Raw genomic sequence first — 20,877 nt, forward strand, 5'->3', positions numbered from 1 at the left:
CACGCGGGCCCCCGCCACGACATTCCGGGGCGGGGGACCGTTCCAACGGGGAGGAAAACGCGTTCGCCGGGTCCGGATTACCGCTTCACGTTGGAGTGACATGGCAGGTACTCGTACGGTAGGGGTATGACGACCGCAGAAAGCGAAGCCAGCCCCGCCGTACAGCGGCCGCCGGAACATGTGATGGCCGTGCTCGAAGCGATCAGGGAGTGGGAGGCCGCCAACCCCGACTCGGCCCCCTCCGGCCAGGGAGAGGCGATTCTCTGGGCCCTGGGCAAGCGGGAGCAGGCGCCGGTCAGCGGTCGCCCCTCCTCGGGATCCCCGCCCACCCTCGCCGAGGCGCGCGCCGAGATCGACGCCGCCGAGCGGGTTCCGCGCGAGGGCCGGGTCGTGCCGGCCGACGGGGTCATCAGCACCCTGAACTGGCTGATCGGCGCGAAGGACGGGCTGCCCATCCCCGGCCGCCGCTCCTCGGAGGGCTGGGGACACCTGGTCGGCGGGCGCGGCGTGATCCTGCGCACCGAGGCCGAGATCGGCAGGATCGCCGAGCTGGCCCACCAGGGCCGGCCCAACGCGGCGGGCGAGTGGGAGAAGGAATGGTGCGCCGGCACCGCCGCCGTGTGCGAGTGGGTGCTCGGCACCCGCAGGAAGTCGCCGGTCCGCAACACGCCCCGCCCCATCCACGGACCGACCGGCCTCAACCTCGGCATGGAGGAGAGCGCGGCCGAGGACGTCTCCCGCCAGCTCGGCCGGGGCCGCCAGCACTCCCCCGGCTACGGTGACGGGGTCATCAGGACGATCCGCTGGCTGCGCGGGCAGATCATGGTCCCGCCGGTCAACGAGCAGGGAAACCCCGTTCCCGGCATGCGCTGACCCTCCTCCCCGCCACTCTCTCCCCGCCCCCCGCGTTCCCCTACGACACGACCGGCCCGGACCACCCCACGGGGGTCCGGGCCGCTTGTCGCGTCACCCCGGGGTGCTCCCCCGGAAGGTCACGCCGGACCGCGGGCGCTCGCCCGGAGGGTCACGCCGCCTGTCGCGCTCACACCGGACCGCGGGCGCTCACCCGGAGGACCGCGCCACCGCCGCGCCGCTCCAGGCGTCGGGCACTCGCCCGGAGGATCGTGCCGCCCGTCGTGCTCACCCCAGGCCGCGGGTGCTCACCCGGAGGACCGCGCCACCGCCGCGCCGCTCCAGGCCTCGGGCGCTCACCCGGAGGATCGTGCCGCCCGTCGTGCTCACCCCAGGCCGCGGGTACTCTCCCGGAGGATCACCTCGCCGGTCACCGCCTCGGCCCTGCCCTCCGCGGACGGGCCGAGGGCCAGCTCCAGCGCGCGGGCGCCCATGTCGGCGAGCGGCAGCCGTACGGTGGACAGCGAGGGGACCAGGTCGCGCAGGGTGAAGATGTCGTCGAAACCGGCCACGGAGACGTCCTCGGGCACCCGGATGCCCCGGTCCCTGAAGGAGGCCAGGGCGCCCACCGCCATCACGTCGTTGACGGCGAAGACGCACGTGATCCCGGAGACCTGGGTGGCCGCCGCGTAGCCGCCCTCCCGGTCGAAGGTGCCGTTCAGGACGCGCGGCGCGGGCAGCCCGAGCTCCTCAAGCGCGCCGGTGAACCCCTCCACCCTGTCCCTGGGCGCGATCAGCCAGTCGGGCCCGGCGAGGATCGCGAAGTTGCGGTGCCCCAGCCCGGCGAGGGCGCGGGCCAGTTCGGCGGCGCCCCGGCGGTTGTCCGGCACCACCGTGTCGACGCCGAGCAGGTTCTGGCCCACGCAGGCGACCCGGCCGCCGGACTCCCGGTAGTGGTCGAGCTCCACCCGCAGCCGCCGGGTCGTCTCCTGGTCGGTGACCCGGGAGCCGACGAGCAGCACGGCGCGGACCCGCTGGGCGTTGAGCGTCGAGACGTAGGCGATCTCCCGTTCGGGGTCGCGGTGGGTGGTGCCGATCATGACCATGAGCCCCTGGCTCTCGGCGACCCGCATGGCCCCGTCGGCGATCGCGGCGAAGTAGGGGTCGGTGAGGTCGTGGACGACCAGGCCGATCACGTTGCTGGCGCCCCTGGCGAGGGTCTGCGCGGCCACGTTGGTGCGGTATCCCAGCTCGGCGGCGGCGAGTTCCACCTTGGCCCGCAGCGGGGCGCCCACCTGCCGGGTGCTGCCGTTGAGCACCCGCGACGCCGTGGCGAGCGAGACCCCCGCGTGCCGGGCGACATCTTCAAGCGTGACCACCGACAACCTCCCGGAAAGCGTTTTCCAAAGTCTGCCAGAGTTACCCCCGCCCCGCACCCCGGACACGGCCCGCGAGGTGGGACGTAAAGCCCGCACACTCTTGGGGACAACTTACCCACCTCTCGCGCGCCCGGCCGCGCCAAGCGTTGTTACTGACGAGTAGCATGGTGGGGAAGCCATCCAGCAACGAGGAGCGAACCCGTGCCTTCGTCTCGTGACGTCGTATTCGTCGACGGTGTGCGCACACCATTCGGCAGGTCGGGCCCCAAGGGCCTGTACGCCGAGACACGCGCCGACGACCTGGTGATCCGCGTCATCCGCGAGCTGATCCGGCGTAATCCGAATCTGCCTCCCGAGCGCGTCGACGAGGTGGCCATCGCGGCCACCACGCAGATCGGCGACCAGGGCCTGACCCTCGGCCGCTCCGCCGCGATCCTGGCCGGGCTGCCCAAGACCGTGCCCGGCTACTCGATCGACCGCATGTGCGCGGGCGCGATGACCGCGGTGACCTCGGTCGCCGGTGGCATCGCCTTCGGCGCGTACGACGTCGCCATCGCCGGGGGCGTCGAGCACATGGGCCGCCACCCCATGGGCGAGGGCGTCGACCCCAACCCGCGCTTCCTCGCCGAGCGGCTCGTGGACGGCTCCGCCCTCGTCATGGGCATGACCGCCGAGAACCTCCACGACCGCTACCCCTCCATCACGAAGGACCGCGCGGACGCCTTCGCCCTCGCCTCCCAGGAGAAGGTCGCCAAGGCGTACGCCGACGGCAGGATCCAGGAGGACCTGGTCCCGATGGCGACCAGGTCCTCGGAGAAGGGCTGGGGGCTGGCCACGGCCGACGAGGCCCCCCGCCCCGGCACCACGCTGGAGGGCCTCGCCGGGCTGAAGACCCCGTTCCGCCCGCACGGCCGGGTCACCGCGGGCAACGCCTCCGGCATCAACGACGGCGCCACCGGCTGCGTCGTGGCCGCCGCCGACGTCGCGGAGGAGCTCGGCCTCGCGCCGAAGATGCGCCTGGTCTCGTACGCCTTCGCGGGCGTGGACCCCGAGGTGATGGGCGTCGGGCCGATCCCGTCCACCGAGCGGGCCCTGCGCCTGGCCGGGCTCTCCATCTCCGACATGGGGCTGTTCGAGATCAACGAGGCGTTCGCCGTGCAGGTGCTGGCGTTCCTGGAGCACTTCGGCGTCGCCGACGACGACCCCCGGGTGAACCCGTACGGCGGCGCCATCGCCTTCGGCCACCCGCTGGCCTCCTCCGGGGTGCGGCTGATGACGCAGCTCGCCCGCGAGTTCGGCGAGCGCCCCGACGTCCGCTACGGCGTGACCACGATGTGCGTGGGCCTGGGCATGGGCGGAACGGTCATCTGGGAGAACCTCGGCTGGGAGGGCGAGAAGTGACGGACATCAAGCCGGACACCGCGAGCGGCACCGACATCACCGGGCTCTTCGCCGACGAGGTCGTCACCCGGGCGGCCGTCCGCGACGTGGAGCTGCCCCACGGGGCGGGCACCATGGCCCTGATCACCCTGGACAACGGCTTCGACCACACCAAGCCGTCGACGTTCGGCCCCGGCGGGCTGACCTCGCTGGGCGAGGCCCTGGACGAGGTCGCCGGGCGCGGTGACCTGGCGGCCGTGGGCGTCGTCGGCAAGCCGTTCGTCTTCGCCGTCGGCGCCGACCTCAAGGGCGCCGCGCTGGTCTCCGAGCGGGACCAGGCGCTGCGGATCGGCAAGCTGGGGCACGACGTGTTCCGCCGCCTCGGCGAGCTGGACGTGCCGTCGTTCGCGTTCGTCAACGGCGCGGCGATGGGCGGCGGCCTGGAGGTCGCGCTGCACTGCGCGTACCGGACCATCTCCTCCGGCGTGGCCGCCGTGGCGCTGCCCGAGTGCTTCCTCGGCCTGGTCCCCGGCTGGGGCGGCACCCAGCTGCTGCCCCGGCTGATCGGCCCGGCCGCGGCCGTCAAGCTGATCGTCGAGAACCCGCTCGCGCAGAACCGCATGATCAAGGGCGGGGAGGCGTTCGCGCTCGGGGTCGCCGACGCGATGTTCGAGCCCGCCGACTTCCTGGAGGAGTCGCTGCGCTGGGCCGCCCAGGTGCTGCGCGGCGAGGTGACGGTCTCCCGTACCGACCACACCGGCGACGACTGGGCCAAGACGGTCGCCGACGCGCGCTTCCTGCTCGACATGAGGCTGCACGGCGCCTCCCCGGCCCCGTACCGCGCGCTGGAGCTGGTCGAGCTGGCCCGCACCGCCTCGCGCGACGAGGGCTTCGACGCCGAGGACCGGGCCCTGGCCGACCTCCTCATGGGCGACGAGCTGCGCGCGGGCCTGTACTCCTTCGACCTGGTCCAGCGGCGGGCCAAGAAGCCCGCGGGCGCGCCCGACAAGGCGCTGGCCCGCAAGGTCACCAAGGTCGGCGTCGTCGGCGCGGGCCTGATGGCCTCGCAGATGGCGCTGCTGTTCGCCCGCCGCCTGGAGGTCCCGGTCGTGCTGACCGACCTGGACCGGGAGCGGCTGGACAAAGGTGTCGGCTACGTCCACGCCGAGGTGGACAAGCTGCTCGGCAGGGGGCGCGTCTCCGCCGACCAGGCCAACCGGCTCAAGGCCCTGGTGACCGGTTCGCTGACCAAGGACGCGTTCGCCGACGCCGACTTCGTCATCGAGGCGGTGTTCGAGGACATGAAGGTCAAGCGGAAGGTGTTCGCCGAGGTGGAGGAGGTCGTCTCCGCCGAGTGCGTGCTGGCCACGAACACCTCCTCGCTGTCGCTGACCGAGATGGCCTCGGGGCTGCGCCACCCGGAGCGCGTCGTGGGCTTCCACTTCTTCAACCCGGTCGCGGTGATGCCGCTGCTGGAGATCGTCCGGGGGGCGGAGACCGACGACGCGACGCTCGCCACGGCCTTCTCCGTCGGCCGGTCGCTGAAGAAGTCGTCCGTGCTGGTCAAGGACGCGCCCGCGTTCGTGGTCAACCGCCTGCTGACCCGCTTCATGGGCGAGGTCATCGGCGCCGTCGACGAGGGTACCCCGCTGGAGGTAGCCGACCACGCGCTGGACGGGCTCGGCCTGCCGATGACCCCGTTCGCGCTGATGCAGCTCGTCGGCCCCGCCGTGGCGCTGCACGTCGCCGAGACGATGCACGAGGCCTTCCCGGCCCGCTACGGGGTGTCGGAGAACCTCGCCAGGCTGGTCTCCGCCGGTAAGCCGGGCGTCTACGCGCCCGACTTCTCGCTGGACCCCGAGGCGGTGGCCCTCTTCACCGGCGGCACCTCCCCGTCGACGGCGGAGGAGGTACGGTCGCGAGCGCTGCGGGCGCTGGCCGAGGAGATCCGCCTCATGCTGGAGGAGGGCGTGGTGTCGGCTCCCCAGGACATCGACCTGTGCATGATCCTCGGCGCGGGCTGGCCGTTCCACCTGGGCGGCGTCACCCCGTACCTCGACCGGACCGGCATCGCCGAGCCGCGCTTCCTGCCGCCGGGCGTGGCCTCGGTCCCCGCCTGACGTCCCCGCTGTACGGCTCCCCCGTCCTCGGGTGGCGGGGGAGCCGCTAGCGTTCCGACAGCCTGCTGTGCCGGTAGCCGTACCCGGCGTAGATCAGGATCCCGAGCAGCATCCACGCCACGAACCTGAGCCAGGTCTCCACCGGGAGGTTGAGCATCAGGTAGACGCAGGCAAGCACCGACAGGACCGGCACCAGCGGCACCAGCGGGGTGCGGAAGGAACGCGGCAGGTCGGGGCGGGTACGGCGGAGGATGACCACCGCGATCGAGACCACCACGAACGCGAAGAGCGTGCCGATGTTGACCAGCTCGGCGATGGTGGCCAGCGGCACCAGCCCGGCCAGGGCCGCGACGACGAGGCCCATCATGATGGTGATGACGTACGGCGTCCGATACTTGGGATGCACCTTGGCCAGCCCGCGCGGCAGCAGGTTGTCGCGGCACATGGCGAACATCACCCGCGACATGCCCAGCATGAGGATCATCACGACCGTCGTCAGCCCGGCCAGGGCGCCGACGCTGATCAGCGACGCGGCCCAGGTCTGGCCGACCGCCTTGAACGCGTCGGCCAGCGGCGCCGCCTCGCTGAGCCGGCTGTAGGGCTGCATGCCGACGACGACCAGGGAGACCGCGACGTAGAGCACCGTGCAGACGCCGAGCGAGGTCAGGATGCCGATGGGCAGGTCCCGCTGCGGGTCGCGCGTCTCCTCGGCGGCGGTGGCGACCACGTCGAAGCCGATGTAGGCGAAGAACACGATGGCCGCGGCGCTGAACACGCCCAGCACCCCGTACGCGACCGGGGTGATCCCGAACAGCACCTGGATGAGCGGCGCGGACAGTCCCTCCACGGCGGGGGTCACCTTCGACGGCGGGACGAACGGGGAGTAGTTGGCGGCCCTGACGAAGAACAGCCCGGCCACGATGACCAGCATGATCACCGCGAGCTTGATGGTGACGATGACCAGGTTGAACCGGGACGACAGCTTGATCCCGACGACCAGGATCGCGGTGAGGACCAGCACGATCAGCGCGGCGGGCAGGTTGAACGCCGCCCCCTCCCCCGCGATCGCGCCGGGCAGCGTTATCCCCAGGGACGCCAGCAGCGAGGTCAGGTACCCCGACCAGCCGACCGCGACGACCGCGGCGCCGAGCATCATCTCCAGCATCAGGTCCCAGCCGATGATCCAGGCGGGAAACTCGCCGAGGGTGGCGAAGGCGAAGGTGTAGGCGGACCCGGCCACCGGGACGGTGGAGGCGAACTCGGCGTAGCAGAGCGCCGCCAGCGCGCAGACGACGCCCGCGACCACGAAGGACAGGGCCACCGCGGGCCCGGCCATCTCCCTGGCCACCCGGCCGGTGAGCACGAAGATGCCGGTGCCGATGACGACGCCGATACCGAAGATGGTGAGGTCCAGCGCGCTGAGATCCTTGCGCAGCCGGTGTTCCGGTGCCTCGGTGTCCGAGATCGACTGTTCCACCGACTTGACGCGCAAGACGCTCATGGCCCCTCCTCGACCGCCGGTTCTGTGTTCCAGGTCACATTCCCGGTAGATCGGCGATCGAACGGCGAACCCGGGGTTGTTTGGGCGGATCGGCGATCGGACGGCGAACTCGGGGTTGTCTAAGGGGAGGTCCCCGATGCCGTCCGCCGCTCAGGGCCGCGATCCTTGGGTCATGCTCCTGGACATGCTGCAGTCGTCGTCTCCGTACCTGGTCGGCTCGATACTCCTCGCGGTGCTGGCGTTCGCCGGATCGCTGATACCCGGTGTCGCGGCGCTCCTCGTGGCGGGGGCGGCGCTGACGGGCCCCCGGGAGATCGCGGCGGTGGCGGTCGCCGGGTGCGCGGGGTGTGTCCTGTACGCCACCGGCGGCTGGCTCGTCGGCCGCAGGTACGGGTCGCGGCTGCGCCTCAGCGGGGCCGGGCGCCGGATCGGCGAGCGGCGCTGGTCGCGGGCCGAGCAGCTGGCCACGGGCGCGGGCAACGGCCCGGCTCTGGCCGTCGCCCGGTTCCTGCCCGTGGTCGGCTCGCTCACCCCGATCGTCGCGGGGACCCTGAGCATGCCGTACACGCGCTTCATACGCTGGGCCCTGACGGGCGGCGCGGTCTGGGTGACCGTCTACCTGTCGCTGGGCGCCCTCGTGGGTGAGGCCCTGCGCGAGAACCGGCACCTGCTGGTGCCGATCCTCGCCTGCGTGGCGGTCGTGGTGGCGGGCCTCGTCGTGATCAACCACCGCGCCCGCCCGCCGCGGGAGGCGGCGGGCACGGACGGCGGGACCGGCGGCCCGGACGACACGAGCCGGAGGATCCCCGGATAGCGGGGAGACCGGGTGACGCGGCGGGACCGGCGGCCCGGGTGACCCGGGCCGGAGGATCCCCGGACAGCGGGGTTCAGCGGGTCGGGTGGTTCTCCAGGACCGGGGAGCGCTTCGCGATCGCCTCGGTGATCTGGCGGGCGATGTCCTGCGAGGTCAGGCCGATCTCACCGAGGATCTTCGGGCGCTTGGCGTGGTCGAGGAAGCGCTGCGGGATGCCGTACGTGCGGACCGGGACGTCCACGTCGGCGTCGCGCAGCATGCGGGCGACCGCGTCGCCGACCGCGCCCACCCGGCCGTTGTCCTCGACCACCACGACCAGCTTGTGGACGCGGGCGGCCGGCACCAGGGCCTCGTCCAGGGGCTTGACCCAGCGCGGGTCGACCACCGTGGCGGAGATGCCCTGGGCGTCGAGCAGGTCGGCGGCCTCCATGCACAGCTCGGCCATCGGTCCCACGGAGACGAGCAGCACGTCGGGGTCGCCCGCGCGCAGCACGTCCATCTCGCCGAGGTGGCCGACCGCCTCGATCTCGGCGGCCACCGCCCCCTTGGGGTAGCGCAGGACGCTCGGGCCGTCGTCGATCTCCACGGCCTCGGCGAGCAGCTCGCGCAGGCGGGGCTCGTCGCGGGGCACGGCGATCGACAGGCCGGGGACGACCTGCAGGATCGACAGGTCCCACATGCCGTTGTGGCTTGCGCCGTCGTCACCGGTGACGCCCGCCCGGTCGAGCACGACCGTGACGGGGAGCCGGTGCAGGGCGACGTCCATCAGAAGCTGGTCGAAGGCCCGGTTGAGGAAGGTGGCGTAGACGGCCACCACCGGGTGCAGGCCGCCGAGCGCCAGACCGGCGGCGCTGGTCAGGGCGTGCTGCTCGGCGATGCCGACGTCGTAGAGGCGGTCGGGGTAGGCCTCGGAGAACGGGATCAGGCCGGTGGGGCCGAGCATCGCGGCGGTGATCGCCACGATGTCGCGCCGCTCGGCGCCCAGGCGCACCATCTCCTGGCCGAAGACGTTGGTCCAGCCGTGCGGCTTCGGCTTCTCCTCACCGGTCAGCGGGTCGAAGACGCCCGGCGAGTGGAAGCAGTCCTCGTCGTGGTTCTCCGCCGGGGAGTAGCCGAAGCCCTTCTTGGTGAGCACGTGCACGATGACCGGGCGGCGGAAGTCGCGGGCCCTGCGCAGCGCGGCCTCCACGGCCTGCTCGTCGTGGCCGTCGACCAGCCCGATGTACTTCAGGCCGAGGTCCTCGAACATGACCTGCGGGGCCAAGACGTCCTTGAGACCCTTCTTGACGCCGTGCAGCGCGTCGTAGACGGGAGGGCCGACCACCGGGACCCTGGTCAGGTTGCCCTTGACGAAGTCGAGCACGTCCTCGTAGCGCTGGTTCGTGCGCAGGGAGGCCAGGTGGGAGGCGAGGCCGCCGATGGTCGGCGAGTAGGAGCGGCCGTTGTCGTTGACCACGATGATCAGCGGCAGGTCCTTGCGCGCCGCGATGTTGTTGAGCGCCTCCCAGGCCATGCCGCCGGTGAGCGCCCCGTCCCCGATCACCGCGACGACCGTGCGGTCCGCCTCGCCGCGCAGCCGGTACGCCTTGGCCAGGCCGTCGGCGTACGACAGCGCGGTCGAGGCGTGGGAGTTCTCGATGACGTCGTGCTCGGACTCGCTCTGGCTCGGGTAGCCCGACAGGCCGCCCTCCTGGCGGAGCGTGTCGAACCGCCCGGCCCGGCCGGTGAGCATCTTGTGGACGTAGGCCTGGTGGCCGGTGTCCCACAGGATGCGGTCGTGCGGCGAGTCGAAGACCCGGTGCATCGCGATCGTCAGCTCGACGACGCCGAGGTTGGGACCGAGGTGGCCGCCGCTGCGGGCGGTGGAGGAGATCAGGAGCTCCCTGATCTCGGCGGCGAGGACCGGTAGCTCGTCCGCCGCCAGGCGCTTGAGGTCCCCTGGTCCCTTGACCGACTCCAGAAGATTTCCAGGCTGCCCGGTCCGCTCGCTCACGGAATCATCCCCTCTGTCCAGTCAACGTCACGACGAGTCTAGTTGCGATGGGGGACGCAACCCCCGAGAGCGGCGATTCTGCACGTTTTATCCACACTTGCAATAACCTTTGCCCCACCATGAAAACTCTCCCCTTTAGGCAACTATCATCTCTTGTTGCCGTCTCGTTGACGTTTGCCCTGGTGACGGGCCTGGGCACAGCCAGCGCGTCCGCCTCGCGGACTGCCGCGACCTCCGCCTCGCAGCAGGTCGCGCCGGTCACGACCACCTCCTCCGTCTCCTTCGCCAAGGAGTCCTCCGCCAGGGAGAAGGAGCAGGCGCCCCCGCGCGGCCGGGCCGCCGCGACGGCCAGTCCCCTTTACCGCACCGGCACCCTGCCCACCATGAGCTGCCAGGCCGGACAGATCCGCGCGGGGAGCGCGGCCTCCTACCGAGCCTTCGTGACCAAGCTCATCCGCTGCCTGAACCTGGCCTGGAAGACCCAGTTCAGGAAGACCGACCTCGCGTTCTCCCAGCCCAAGCTGCGCTTCTCCACCACCAAGGTGAACACCCCCTGCGGCCGGTGGCCCAGCAGCGCCGGGGGGCTGTACTGCTCCAGCAACCGCACCATCTACATCGGCGTCACGCGTGAGGTCCTGAAGAACGCCTTCCCGGCCAACCACGCCCAGTTCATCGCCCACGAGTACGGCCACCACGTGCAGCGCCTCGCGGGCATCATGGACTACTACGGCAACAGCATCTGGCGCGCCTCCTCGTCCACCAAGCTGGCCTTCTCCCGCCGCCTCGAACTGCAGGCCGACTGCCTCGGCTCCGCCTTCCTGCGCAAGATCGCCGACGACCTGCCGGTCGAGCCGGAGCAGTGGGACGCGATGGTCAGCTGGGTCAACGCCAACGGGCACAAGAACTGGCCCAAGAACGACCACGGCAAGGGCCGCAGCCAGGCCTACTGGATGGAGCGCGGCTTCGACGCGGGCTCCCCGTCCGGGTGCAACACCTGGTCGGCCCCCACCGGCCGTGTCGCCTGATCTCCCGACCACCGGCACGAACCCGCGATATGCGGCCATGCTCCCAGAGCGTGGCCGCATATCGGCTTTACCCCCCCTTCAGCCTCCCCTAGGGTTGAGGATCATGCGCATCCCCCTTATCGCACTGCTCTCCGGCGTGCTCGTCGGCACGCTGCTCGCCGGTACGGCGGGCGCGGCGGTCACCACCGAGCGACTCGCGCCGGTGCCCACGGGCAAGGCGGCCCTGACCGCCAACCCGATCTACAAGACGGGCAAGCTCGAACCGGACGACTGCCCGGACCAGTCCATCCACAACGACGACCTGGAGCTCGCCGAGGCCTATCTCAACTTCGCCTTGGACTGCCTCAACGAGGGGTGGGCGTACCAGTTCTCCAAGACGAAGCTGCCCTTCTCCAAGCCCAGGTTCGCGGTCACCTCGCGCCTCGGCGTCCCGACCGGCTGCGGCAAGTTCCCCAAGGGCGCCCAGGCGGTCTACTGCCCGTCGAACAAGAAGATCACCTTCTACCTCAGCAAGGGGATCCTCGCCGAGGCGAGCGAGCTGTTCCTGTTCCAGATCCTGGCCCACGAGTACGGCCACCACGTCCAGCAGCTCACCGGGATCATGACGGCCTTCAACTCCAGGGACTACAAGAACGAGAAGGCGGTGCTCGCCGAGCTGCGCAAGATCGAGCTCCAGGCCGAGTGCCTGAGCGGCGCCTTCATCGGCAGCATCTGGCGCTCCCTCGGCCGCCGCGAGTCGGACTTCCGGTACGTCCTGAACGCCGCCTACAGCACGGCCACCCACGGCACGGCCAAGAACATCGCCTACTGGGTGACCCGTGGCTTCCAGCAGGAGACCCCCGGCTCCTGCAACACCTTCACCGCCCCCAGGTCCAGGGTCACCTGACCTCCCGGCCCCTCCGCCCCCGCGACCACCCGCCGCCGTCCCACCGACGCGCGCCGGGTGGTCGTTCTTTTCCACCCGGTGTAAGCCACATCCTCCGGGGGGTGCCGGGGCTCATCCCCGCCCGGCGCGAACGGTCTCCCTCGAATCGCGACCACGAGTGGCGACGACCCCCTGACGTTCAGTAACCTGGCGACGCCGCCTGAACGACCCTCTCCGTGAGCGCCCTCCACGCCACGGCACCAGGCCCGGTCCCCCCGCTGGTCGACGGCAAGGAGAAAACAGATATGGACACAACCGATACTCGCCTGCGCGTCCTGGAAACGGACGTCGCCGTGCTCCGCGCGGAGAGCCAGGAAAACAAGGTGGTCAATGCGCGCATCTTCGAGGCCCTGGACGACCTTCGGGCGGTGACGACGAACCTCTGGACGGAGATGACCGGCCTCCGGACCGGGCAGGACATCCTCCAAGCCGGACAGGACAGTCTCCGGGCCGGACAAGAGAGCCTCCGAGCGGACATGAACGACCTCCGGGCCGGACAAGAGAGCCTCCGAGCGGACGTGAACGACCTCCGAGCCGGACAGAACATCCTCCGGGCCGGACAAGAGAGCCTCCGGGCGGACGTGAACGGCCTCCGGACGGACATGACTGAGCTTCGCGAGGAGGTCTCCGTGGTCAAGCGTTCCGTCGGCAACCTGGAACTCTCCATGAAGCGCGTCGAAGGTGACGTCGCCGAGCTCAAGGCCGGTCACATCGATCTGCGTCACCTGGTCGCCGGTCTCGTCAAGTAACACCCGCACCAGCGTCGGCACCCAGGGCCCCGGGTGCCGACGCGACATCTCACGGATCACCACAGCACACGGAACACCGATCCCCCGAGAACCCGGATCGCCGTAAACCAGGACGCCCCCGCCTCACGTCCAACGGGACAAACGCACCGTCCCCGGATGACCGAGGGAAAATTCAGGAGCCCGCGCGGGCGAGGACTTCGAGGGGGTCGGCGAGGACCTGGGAGAAGGCCAGTTCGGCGGCGCCGACAAGGGTGGCGTCATCGCCGAGCGCCGAGGTGCGCAGGCGCAGCTGCTCGCGGCACGGAGGCAGGGCGTCGAGGGCGAGGCGGCTGCGGACCTGCGCGGCGGAGCCGAGATAGATCTCCCTGAGTGTGCCCCCGAAGACGACCATCTCGGGGTTGAACAGGTTGACGAGGTTGGAGACGCCCAGGCCGAGCCAGTCGCCGACGCGGCTCAGGGCCGCCTGCGCGACGACGTCTCCCCGGTCGGCGGCGTCGACCACGGCGCGGACGGCGTCCCTGCCGACCCGGGAGCCGAAACGGCCCGCGGCCTCCAGGAGGGCGCGCTCCCCGACCTCCGCCTCCAGGCAGCCGTGCGAGCCGCACCCGCAGAGGCGGCCCTTGTCAGGATTGACGATCATGTGCCCGACCTCGCCGCCGAAGCCCAGGTGGCCGCCGAGCAGCTGGCCGTTGACGATCACTCCCCCGCCGATGCCGACGTCGCCGTGGAGATAGACGAGGTCGCGGCAGCCGACGCCGACGCCCCGGGTCTGCTCGGCGAGGGCGGCGAGGTTGGCGTCGTTGCCGACGGTGACCGGCAGGCCGAAGGCCAGCCGGCGGGTCATCTCGTCGGCGAACGGCACGTCGTCCAGGGTGACCATGTTGGGCCCGAACCTGATGACCCCGTCCCCGCGGCCCACTCCCCCGGAGAAGGCCGCCGCCACCCCGACGCACACCGTGTCGGGCCGGGTTTTGCGGTGCATCTGCCGGGCGAAGGCGGCGAGCGGGCCGACGATCTCCTCCAGCGAGAACTCCCCGCGCCGCCGTACCGTCTCGCGGCGGTCGAGGATGGTGCCGCCCAGGCCGACGCGGGCGGCGACCAGCCGGTCGACGCCCACGTCGAGGGCGAACACGTAGACCCGCGCCGACTCGGGGCGGACCACCAGGGACGGACGCCCGGCCCGGCCCGTCTCCCTGGGGAGTTCCTCCCTGACCAGGCCTGCGGCGGTCAGGTCGGCGGTGAGGGCCATGATGGTGCTGCGGTTGAGCCCCATCCGGTTGGTGAGCTCCGCACGCGAGGTGGGCCCGCTCAGATGAACGTGCCGGAGCAGGGCCCCAAGGTTGTGACGCCTGATCTCCTCTTGGGAGGGGCCTGCCCGCATGGCGTGGTGTTCCTTCGGTGAATCGGAGTCGCTGATCACCTTAGACCAGTGGCGGCCGCCCGCTTGCGGGACAGCGCGTCCACCATGGCGGCCAGCAACAGGACCGAACCGGTCACCATGAACTTCACACCGGAGCTGTAGCCCATCAGGCCCATGCCGTTCTCGATGACCGCGACCACGGCACCGCCGAGGATGGCGTCCAGCACCCGGCCCTTGCCGCCGAACAGGCTGGTGCCGCCGATGACGGCGGCGCCGACCGCGTAGAGCAGCACGTTGCTGCCACCGGTGTTGGGGTCGACGGAGCTGGCCCGCGAGGCGGCGATGACGCCGCCGACGGCGGCCATGGAGGAGCAGATCACGAAGGCGCTGATCTTCATCCGGTCGACGTTGATGCCCGCCCGGCGCGCGGCCTCGGCGTTGCCGCCGACCGCGTACAGGTGGCGCCCGTACGCCGTGCGGCGGAGCACGAACGTCAGGACCAGCAGCAGGACCACGATGATGGGGACCACGAGCGGCACGCCCGCCAGGGAGACGACGGCGGCGTTGCGGCTGCGCTCGATGTTGAGGAAGTAGACGGCTAGACCGCCGAGCAGCGCGAGGGCGCCGACCCTGACCGCGATCAGCGAGATCGGGTCGGAGGTCAGGCCCCGGCCGGCGCGCTTGCGGGAGCGCAGCAGCTGGAGCCCGGCGTAGGCGGCGACGCCCACGGCCAGCAGGATCCAGCCCACCGTGGGCGGGAGGTTCTTGTTGGCGATCGCGAGGATCGTCTCGTCGCGGATGGCGACGATGGTGCCGCCCTTGACGAGCAGCAGCACGAGCCCCTGGAAGGCCAGGAAGGCCGCGAGCGTCACCACGAACGACGGGATGCCGAGTTTCGCGACGATGGAGCCGATCGCGGTGCCGATCACCACACCGGTGAGGATGGCCGTGCCGACCGCCACGTACCAGGGAAGTCCCTGGCTGCTGAGCATGATCGCGAGCACCGCGGCGCAGACGCCGCTGGCGTAGCCCGCCGACAGGTCGATCTCACCGAGGAGCAGCACGAAGACGAGGCCCATCGCGATCACGGTGACCGCGGCGCCCTGGGTGAACAGGTTGGCGAAGTTTCCCGAGGTCAGGAAGGCGGGCCTCAGGATGGCGAAGATCGTGCAGAGCACCACGAGGCCGAACACCGCGGGCAGCGCGCCCATGTCGCCACCGCGTACCCTCTCGGCGTAGCCGCGGACGTTGGTCCTGATCGAGGGTGCCTCGTGGACGGTCTTCGGTGAAATCGTGGCGGTCATACGGTGACTCCGTTGGTGAGGCCGAGGTCCCCGCTGCGGCCAGAGGTGATCAGTTCGACGACCTGCGCGTGGGTGACGTCCGAGGTCTTGACCTGGGCCGCCATCCGGCCGAGGTAGAGGGTGGCGATCCGGTCGGACACGGCGAAGACGTCGTTCATGTTGTGCGAGATGAGGACGACGGCCAGGCCCTGGTCGGCCAGGCGCCGGACCAGTTCCAGCACCTGCGCCGTCTGGGCGACGCCGAGGGCGGCGGTCGGCTCGTCGAGGATGACGACCTTGCTGTTCCACAGCACGGCCTTGGCGATGGCCACCGTCTGGCGCTGGCCGCCGGAGAGGCTGGCGACGAGCTGGCGGATGGACTTGACGGTCCTGACCGACAGGCTCTCCAGGGTCCTGGCCGCCATCTCCTCCATCGTGTCCTCGTCGAGGACGATGCCGCGCGTGTGCTCGCGGCCGAGGAACATGTTCTGGACGATGTCGAGGTTGTCGCAGAGCGCGAGGTCCTGGTAGACGATCTCGATGCCCAGGTCGGCCGCGTCGCGCGGGCTGCCGATCTGGACGGGCTTGCCGTCGAAGAAGTACTCGCCGGAGTCGATCGGGTGGATGCCGCCGACGCACTTGACGAGGGTGGACTTGCCTGCGCCGTTGTCGCCGACCAGCGCGGTCACCTCTCCCGCGTACGCGGAGAGGGAGACGTCGTGCAGGACCTGTACGGGACCGAAACTCTTGTCGATCCCGCGGAGTTCCAGTGCGGGGGTCATGGGGTTGTGCTCCCTGGTTCATTTCGCGCGGCGAAGCTCGCGCGGGTCGGGCGCCTGCGGGCGGCGTCCCGCCCTGTCGCCGTCGCCGGGAGACGCTCGCCTGCCGCGTCTCCCGGCGTCACAGGGTGGGGTGTGCCGCGATCGAGCGCGAGGGGCGGCCGGCCCGGGGGAACGACCGGCCGCGCCCTCCACGCCCTACTGGATTCCGGCCTCGGTGCACTTGTCGGCGAACTCGCCGGTGCACAGCTCGTCCTTGGTCACGAAGCCGTCGGCGACGACGTCCTTGACGCTGTCGAAGAAGATCGGCTGCGGGTCGAGGAGGACGGCGGGCACGTCGGCGCCGCTCTCGGTGTCCTTGACCGTCCCGGTCGCCGCGGGCTTCTCGCCCTTGGCCAGGCCGATGGCGAGCGCGGACGCCGCGTCGGCCTCCTTCTTGATCGCCTTGTAGACCGTCATGCACTGGTCACCGGCGAGGATGTTCTGCAGGCCCTGCACGGTGGCGTCCTGGCCGGTGACCGGGACCTTGCCGTTCAGGCTGTTCTTCTTGAGGACCGCGATGGCGGCGTTGCCGAGCCCGTCGTTGGCGGCCAGGACGCCGGCGATCTTCGGCTGCTCGGTGAGCATCTGCTCGAAGATCGTGCCCGCCTGGGCGTTGTCCCAGTCGGGGACGGACTGGTCGGGACCCTTGACGTAGTCGCCGGAGTCGTACTTGGCCTTGAGCACGCCGTCGTAGCCGTTCTTGAACAGCGTGGCGTTGTTGTCGGTCGGCGAGCCGTTGAGCTCGGCGACGATCGGCTTCTCGGCCTTCTTGTCGGTCAGGCACTTCACCAGGCCCTCACCCTGAAGGGTGCCGACCTTGGTGTTGTCGAAGCTGACGTAGTACTGGGCGCCGCCGTTGAGGGTGAGGCGGTCGTAGTCGATGGTGGCCACGCCCTGCGCCTTGGCCTTGTCGAGTACGGCCTTGCCGGTGCCGCTGTCGAGGTTGACGATCATCAGGACCGTGGCCCCGTTGGTGATCATCTGGTCGGCGATGGTCTGGAACTGGGTCTTGTCACCCTGGGCGTTCTGGATGTCGTAGGCGACGCCCGCGGCCTTGAAGGCCTCCTCCAGGTACTTGCGGTCCGCGGTCTCCCAGCGGGCGGAGGACTTGCTGTCGGGAAGGATGACGCCGACCTTGCCCGGGGCGGCCGCCGTGCTCTCCGCAGGGGCGGCACTGCTCTGGGCGCTGGTGTCGGGGCTGTCGCTCCCGCAAGCGGTGAGGCCGAGAGTCATCGCCGCGGCGGCGGCGGTAAGGCTGAGGATCCCCTTGCGCATGGTGCACGGGTCCTTTCTTCGAAAGTGGGGGGTACGGACGTGCGGCATGCCGAATTCGCGGGTACGGCTATGCCGGGTCTCGGCTCACCGTTCCGTTGAATGTTGTTTGCGGCAACGTATTCCGCTGTTGGCCTGGAGCGCCAGACCCTCCAGAGGTAAAGTTTGTTGTGGCCGGTAACAATCCAGAAACGCGCTCTTAACCGCCTCGGGTCCGTGCGGTCCCCCACCGTGCCGATACCCCCGCAGTTGCGGGGATCGCGGTCCTGACCTGCCCGTTCACCGGCGCGGCCCGGCGCCCTCCCGCCCGGCCGCGGTCCTTTTCCCCTCGCCGCGGCCCTTTACACCCTCGTTCCGCCCCTTTGACTCCTCGGTCCGCCCCGGAAACCGTCGTTCCTCCGTGACCGCGGGGATCCCCGGAAAACACGGAACCGCCCGGCGGGATGGTGTCCCGCCGGGCGGTTCTCGTCTGGGGTGTGTCCCCATGCGGGCGAGGCTTGCGTGCGGCCCCGCCCCCCTGCTCAGCTCTTGGCGAGCAGGGAGCGCAGGACGTACTGCATGATGCCCCCGTGCCGGTAGTAGTCGGCCTCTCCGGGGGTGTCGATGCGCACGACCGCCTGGAACTCCTTGCCGTCGGCCCTGACCGTCACGGTCCGCGGGACGCCGCCCTCGTTGAGGGCCTCGACGCCGACGACGTCGAAGGTCTCCTCACCGGTCAGGCCCAGCGACTCCGCCGTCTCCCCCTCGGGGAACTGCAGCGGCAGCACGCCCATGCCGATCAGGTTGGAGCGGTGGATGCGCTCGTAGGACTCGGCGACGACGGCGCGGACGCCGAGCAGCGCGGTGCCCTTGGCCGCCCAGTCGCGCGAGGAGCCCGAGCCGTACTCCTTACCGGCCAGGACCACGAGCGGGACACCGGCGGCCTGGTAGTTGGCCGAGGCGTCGTAGATGAAGGACTGCGGCCCGCCCTCGACGGTGAAGTCGCGGGTGTAGCCGCCCTCCACGCCGTCGAGCAGCAGGTTCTTCAGCCGGATGTTGGCGAAGGTGCCGCGGATCATGACCTCGTGGTTGCCCCGGCGCGAGCCGTAGGAGTTGAAGTCCTTGACCCCGACGCCGTGCTCCTTGAGGTAGTCGGCGGCGGGGGTGCCGACCTTGATGGCGCCCGCCGGGGAGATGTGGTCGGTGGTGACCGAGTCGCCCAGCTTCGCGAGCACCCGGGCCCCGGAGATGTCGGTCACCGGCTCCGGCTCCGGCGGCATGCCCTCGAAGTAGGGGGCCTTGCGGACGTAGGTCGAGTCCGGGTCCCACTCGAAGGTGTTGCCGGTCGGGATCGGCAGCGAGCGCCAGGTCTCGTCGCCCCTGAACACGTCGGCGTAGTCGTGCAGGAACATCTCCTGGTCGATCGACGAGGCGACGACCGCCGCGATCTCCTCGGGCTCCGGCCAGATGTCGGCGAGGAACACCGGCTCACCGTCCGAGCCCACGCCCAGCGGCTCGTTGTTCAGGTCGAGGTCCATGGTGCCCGCGAGGGCGTAGGCGACGACCAGCGGCGGCGAGGCCAGGTAGTTCATCTTGACGTCGGGGTTGATCCGGCCCTCGAAGTTGCGGTTGCCGGAGAGCACGGCGGTGACCGCGAGGTCGTTCTCCTGGATGGCGGCGGAGATCTCCTCCTGCAGCGGGCCCGAGTTGCCGATGCAGGTGGTGCAGCCGTAGCCGACCAGGTTGAACCCGATCTTGTCGAGGTACGGCTGCAGGCCGGAGCGCTCGAAGTAACCGGTGACGACCTGCGAGCCGGGCGCGAGGGAGGTCTTCACCCACGGCTTGCGGGTCAGGCCCTTCTCGACCGCGTTCCTGGCGAGCAGCGCGGCGCCCATCATGACGTACGGGTTGGAGGTGTTGGTGCAGCTGGTGATCGCGGCGATGGTCACCACGCCGTGGTCGATCTCGAAGGCGGTGCCGTCGGCCAGGGTGACCTGGACGACCTTGCGCGGGCGCTCGCCGTTGAGACCGGCCGGGTGCGGCTTGTCGCCGTTGTCGTCGTGGGAGACCGCCGGGGAGTCGGAGGCGGGGAACGACTCGCCGGACGCCTCGTCGAGCGGGCCCTGCTCGCTCGACACGTAGTCCTTGACGGCCGCGCGCCAGGCACTCTTGGCGTCCGACAGCGCGATGCGGTCCTGGGGGCGCTTGGGACCGGCGATCGACGGGACGACCGTGGACAGGTCCAGCTCGATGTACTCGGAGAAGACCGGCTCCTCGGCCTCGGGGTCGAGCCACATGCCCTGGGCCTTGGCGTAGGCCTCGACCAGGGCGACCTGCTCGGCGGAGCGGCCGGTCAGCGTGAGGTAGTCGGTCGTCTGGCCGTCGATCGGGAAGATCGCGCAGGTCGAGCCGAACTCGGGGCTCATGTTGCCGATCGTGGCCCGGTTGGCCAGCGGCACGCTGGAGACGCCGTCGCCGTAGAACTCCACGAACTTGCCGACGACGCCGTGCTTGCGGAGCATCTCGGTGATCGTGAGGACGAGGTCGGTGGCGGTGGCCCCGGCCGGGAGCTTGCCGGTCAGCTTGAAGCCGACGACGCGCGGGATGAGCATGGAGATCGGCTGGCCGAGCATCGCGGCCTCGGCCTCGATGCCGCCGACGCCCCAGCCCAGGACGCCGATGCCGTTCTCCATGGTGGTGTGGGAGTCGGTGCCGACGCAGGTGTCCGGGTACGCCCTGCCCTCGCGGACCATCACGACCCGGGCGAGGTGCTCGATGTTGACCTGGTGCACGATGCCGGTGCCGGGCGGGACGACCTTGAACTCGTCGAAGGCGGTCTGGCCCCAGCGCAGGAACTGGTAGCGCTCGCGGTTGCGCTCGTACTCCCTGTCGACGTTGCGCTGGAAGGAGTCGGCCCCGCCGAAGAAGTCGACGATGACCGAGTGGTCGATGACCATCTCGGCCGGGGCGAGCGGGTTGATCCTGGCGGGGTCGCCGCCGAGGTCGCGGACGGCCTCGCGCATGGTCGCCAGGTCGACGACGCAGGGGACGCCGGTGAAGTCCTGCATGATCACGCGGGCCGGCGTGAACTGGATCTCCACGTTCGGGGCCGCCGTCGGGTCCCACTGGCCGATCGCGCGGATGTGGTCGGCGGTGATGTTCGCGCCGTCCTCCGTGCGGAGAAGGTTCTCCAGCAGGATCTTCAGGCTGTACGGGAGACGCCCCGAGCCCTCCACGGCGTCCAGCCGGTAGATCTCGTATTCCGCGTCACCGACGCGGAGCGTGTCACGGCTGCCGAAGCTGTTCGCGGACACGGTTCGCCTCCCTCATCACCTGATGTCTGGCGCGCCGGCACATAAGGCGCGATTGAAATCCTGCCGCACCGCCCGAGCACCCCTGACTGTTAGGTATGCCTAACTCGCAG

The 20,877-nt window shown here is 70.6% G+C and carries 15 protein-coding genes; 7 read left to right on the forward strand and 8 right to left on the reverse strand.

Annotated elements, in window-relative coordinates; translation table 11 throughout:
- Positions 1-126 precede the first annotated feature (126 nt).
- The gene (locus ACW9TB_RS15380) at positions 127-873 is read left to right on the forward strand and encodes a hypothetical protein (RefSeq protein WP_472748694.1); all 747 of its coding nucleotides are present in this window, start codon (positions 127-129) and stop codon (positions 871-873) included.
- A gap of 365 nt (positions 874-1,238) precedes the next feature.
- Here the strand turns inward: ACW9TB_RS15380 and ACW9TB_RS15385 are convergent, their stop codons facing one another.
- Positions 1,239-2,231 (reverse strand): LacI family DNA-binding transcriptional regulator, encoded by a 993-nt coding sequence (locus ACW9TB_RS15385; protein ID WP_472748695.1) that lies wholly within the window; start codon positions 2,229-2,231, stop codon positions 1,239-1,241.
- A 201-nt stretch (positions 2,232-2,432) separates the two neighbouring features.
- Between ACW9TB_RS15385 and ACW9TB_RS15390 the strand changes: the two genes are divergently transcribed.
- Both ACW9TB_RS15390 and ACW9TB_RS15395 read left to right on the forward strand, forming a co-directional pair.
- Positions 2,433-3,632, forward strand: a complete 1,200-nt coding sequence (locus ACW9TB_RS15390; RefSeq protein ID WP_472748696.1) for a thiolase family protein — start codon at positions 2,433-2,435, stop codon at positions 3,630-3,632.
- Positions 3,629-5,731, forward strand: coding sequence for a 3-hydroxyacyl-CoA dehydrogenase NAD-binding domain-containing protein (locus tag ACW9TB_RS15395; protein ID WP_472748697.1), 2,103 nt, complete (start codon positions 3,629-3,631; stop codon positions 5,729-5,731). The genes ACW9TB_RS15390 and ACW9TB_RS15395 overlap by 4 nt, the downstream gene beginning before the upstream one ends.
- 46 nt (positions 5,732-5,777) lie before the next feature.
- Here ACW9TB_RS15395 and ACW9TB_RS15400 read toward each other — a convergent pair whose 3' ends face one another.
- On the reverse strand, positions 5,778-7,232 hold the full coding sequence (locus ACW9TB_RS15400; protein ID WP_472748698.1) for an amino acid permease: 1,455 nt from the start codon (positions 7,230-7,232) through the stop codon (positions 5,778-5,780).
- 172 nt (positions 7,233-7,404) lie between these two features.
- Here ACW9TB_RS15400 and ACW9TB_RS15405 point away from each other — a divergent pair, with 172 nt between their 5' ends.
- Positions 7,405-8,046, forward strand: a complete 642-nt coding sequence (locus ACW9TB_RS15405) for a DedA family protein (RefSeq protein WP_472748699.1) — start codon at positions 7,405-7,407, stop codon at positions 8,044-8,046.
- Between the two features lie 73 nt (positions 8,047-8,119).
- On the opposite strand, the gene dxs is transcribed toward ACW9TB_RS15405, so the two are convergent.
- A complete protein-coding gene (dxs, locus tag ACW9TB_RS15410) occupies positions 8,120-10,039 on the reverse strand; it encodes a 1-deoxy-D-xylulose-5-phosphate synthase (RefSeq protein ID WP_472748700.1) in 1,920 nt (639 codons plus the stop codon).
- A 182-nt stretch (positions 10,040-10,221) separates the two neighbouring features.
- Between dxs and ACW9TB_RS15415 the strand changes: the two genes are divergently transcribed.
- From ACW9TB_RS15415 to ACW9TB_RS15425, 3 genes are all read left to right on the forward strand, one after another.
- Positions 10,222-11,064 carry a neutral zinc metallopeptidase gene (locus tag ACW9TB_RS15415; RefSeq protein WP_472748701.1) on the forward strand — a complete coding sequence of 281 codons (843 nt, stop codon included), beginning with the start codon at positions 10,222-10,224 and terminating at the stop codon, positions 11,062-11,064.
- Between the two features lie 103 nt (positions 11,065-11,167).
- A complete protein-coding gene (locus tag ACW9TB_RS15420) occupies positions 11,168-11,950 on the forward strand; it encodes a neutral zinc metallopeptidase (RefSeq protein WP_472748702.1) in 783 nt (260 codons plus the stop codon).
- 215 nt (positions 11,951-12,165) lie between these two features.
- On the forward strand, positions 12,166-12,738 hold the full coding sequence (locus ACW9TB_RS15425; RefSeq protein WP_472748703.1) for a hypothetical protein: 573 nt from the start codon (positions 12,166-12,168) through the stop codon (positions 12,736-12,738).
- Between the two features lie 172 nt (positions 12,739-12,910).
- Here ACW9TB_RS15425 and ACW9TB_RS15430 read toward each other — a convergent pair whose 3' ends face one another.
- The 5 genes from ACW9TB_RS15430 to acnA all read right to left on the reverse strand — a co-directional run bounded on the left by ACW9TB_RS15430 (position 12,911) and on the right by acnA (position 20,767).
- Positions 12,911-14,119: an ROK family transcriptional regulator gene (locus ACW9TB_RS15430; RefSeq protein ID WP_472748704.1), complete on the reverse strand. Its 1,209-nt coding sequence runs from the start codon at positions 14,117-14,119 to the stop codon at positions 12,911-12,913.
- Positions 14,120-14,154: 35 nt separating this feature from the next.
- On the reverse strand, positions 14,155-15,402 hold the full coding sequence (locus ACW9TB_RS15435; protein WP_472748705.1) for a sugar ABC transporter permease: 1,248 nt from the start codon (positions 15,400-15,402) through the stop codon (positions 14,155-14,157).
- The gene (locus tag ACW9TB_RS15440) at positions 15,399-16,163 is read right to left on the reverse strand and encodes an ATP-binding cassette domain-containing protein (RefSeq protein WP_472748706.1); all 765 of its coding nucleotides are present in this window, start codon (positions 16,161-16,163) and stop codon (positions 15,399-15,401) included. Before ACW9TB_RS15440 ends, ACW9TB_RS15435 begins: the two co-directional genes overlap by 4 nt.
- A 195-nt stretch (positions 16,164-16,358) precedes the next feature.
- A complete protein-coding gene (locus ACW9TB_RS15445; protein ID WP_472748707.1) occupies positions 16,359-17,477 on the reverse strand; it encodes a sugar ABC transporter substrate-binding protein in 1,119 nt (372 codons plus the stop codon).
- A gap of 518 nt (positions 17,478-17,995) precedes the next feature.
- On the reverse strand, positions 17,996-20,767 hold the full coding sequence (gene acnA / locus ACW9TB_RS15450) for an aconitate hydratase AcnA (RefSeq protein WP_472748708.1): 2,772 nt from the start codon (positions 20,765-20,767) through the stop codon (positions 17,996-17,998).
- Positions 20,768-20,877 lie beyond the last annotated feature (110 nt).

Source organism: Streptosporangium sp. H13245 (genome assembly GCF_055690525.1).

Coding starts and splice junctions, on each gene's coding strand:
- ACW9TB_RS15380 (WP_472748694.1), top strand. CDS start 127: ATGACGACCGCAGAAAGCGAAGCCAGCCCCGCCGTACAGCGGCCGCCG.
- ACW9TB_RS15400 (WP_472748698.1), bottom strand. CDS start 7,232: ATGAGCGTCTTGCGCGTCAAGTCGGTGGAACAGTCGATCTCGGACACC.
- ACW9TB_RS15405 (WP_472748699.1), top strand. CDS start 7,405: ATGCTCCTGGACATGCTGCAGTCGTCGTCTCCGTACCTGGTCGGCTCG.
- ACW9TB_RS15420 (WP_472748702.1), top strand. CDS start 11,168: ATGCGCATCCCCCTTATCGCACTGCTCTCCGGCGTGCTCGTCGGCACG.
- ACW9TB_RS15430 (WP_472748704.1), bottom strand. CDS start 14,119: ATGCGGGCAGGCCCCTCCCAAGAGGAGATCAGGCGTCACAACCTTGGG.
- ACW9TB_RS15435 (WP_472748705.1), bottom strand. CDS start 15,402: ATGACCGCCACGATTTCACCGAAGACCGTCCACGAGGCACCCTCGATC.
- ACW9TB_RS15440 (WP_472748706.1), bottom strand. CDS start 16,163: ATGACCCCCGCACTGGAACTCCGCGGGATCGACAAGAGTTTCGGTCCC.
- ACW9TB_RS15445 (WP_472748707.1), bottom strand. CDS start 17,477: ATGCGCAAGGGGATCCTCAGCCTTACCGCCGCCGCCGCGGCGATGACT.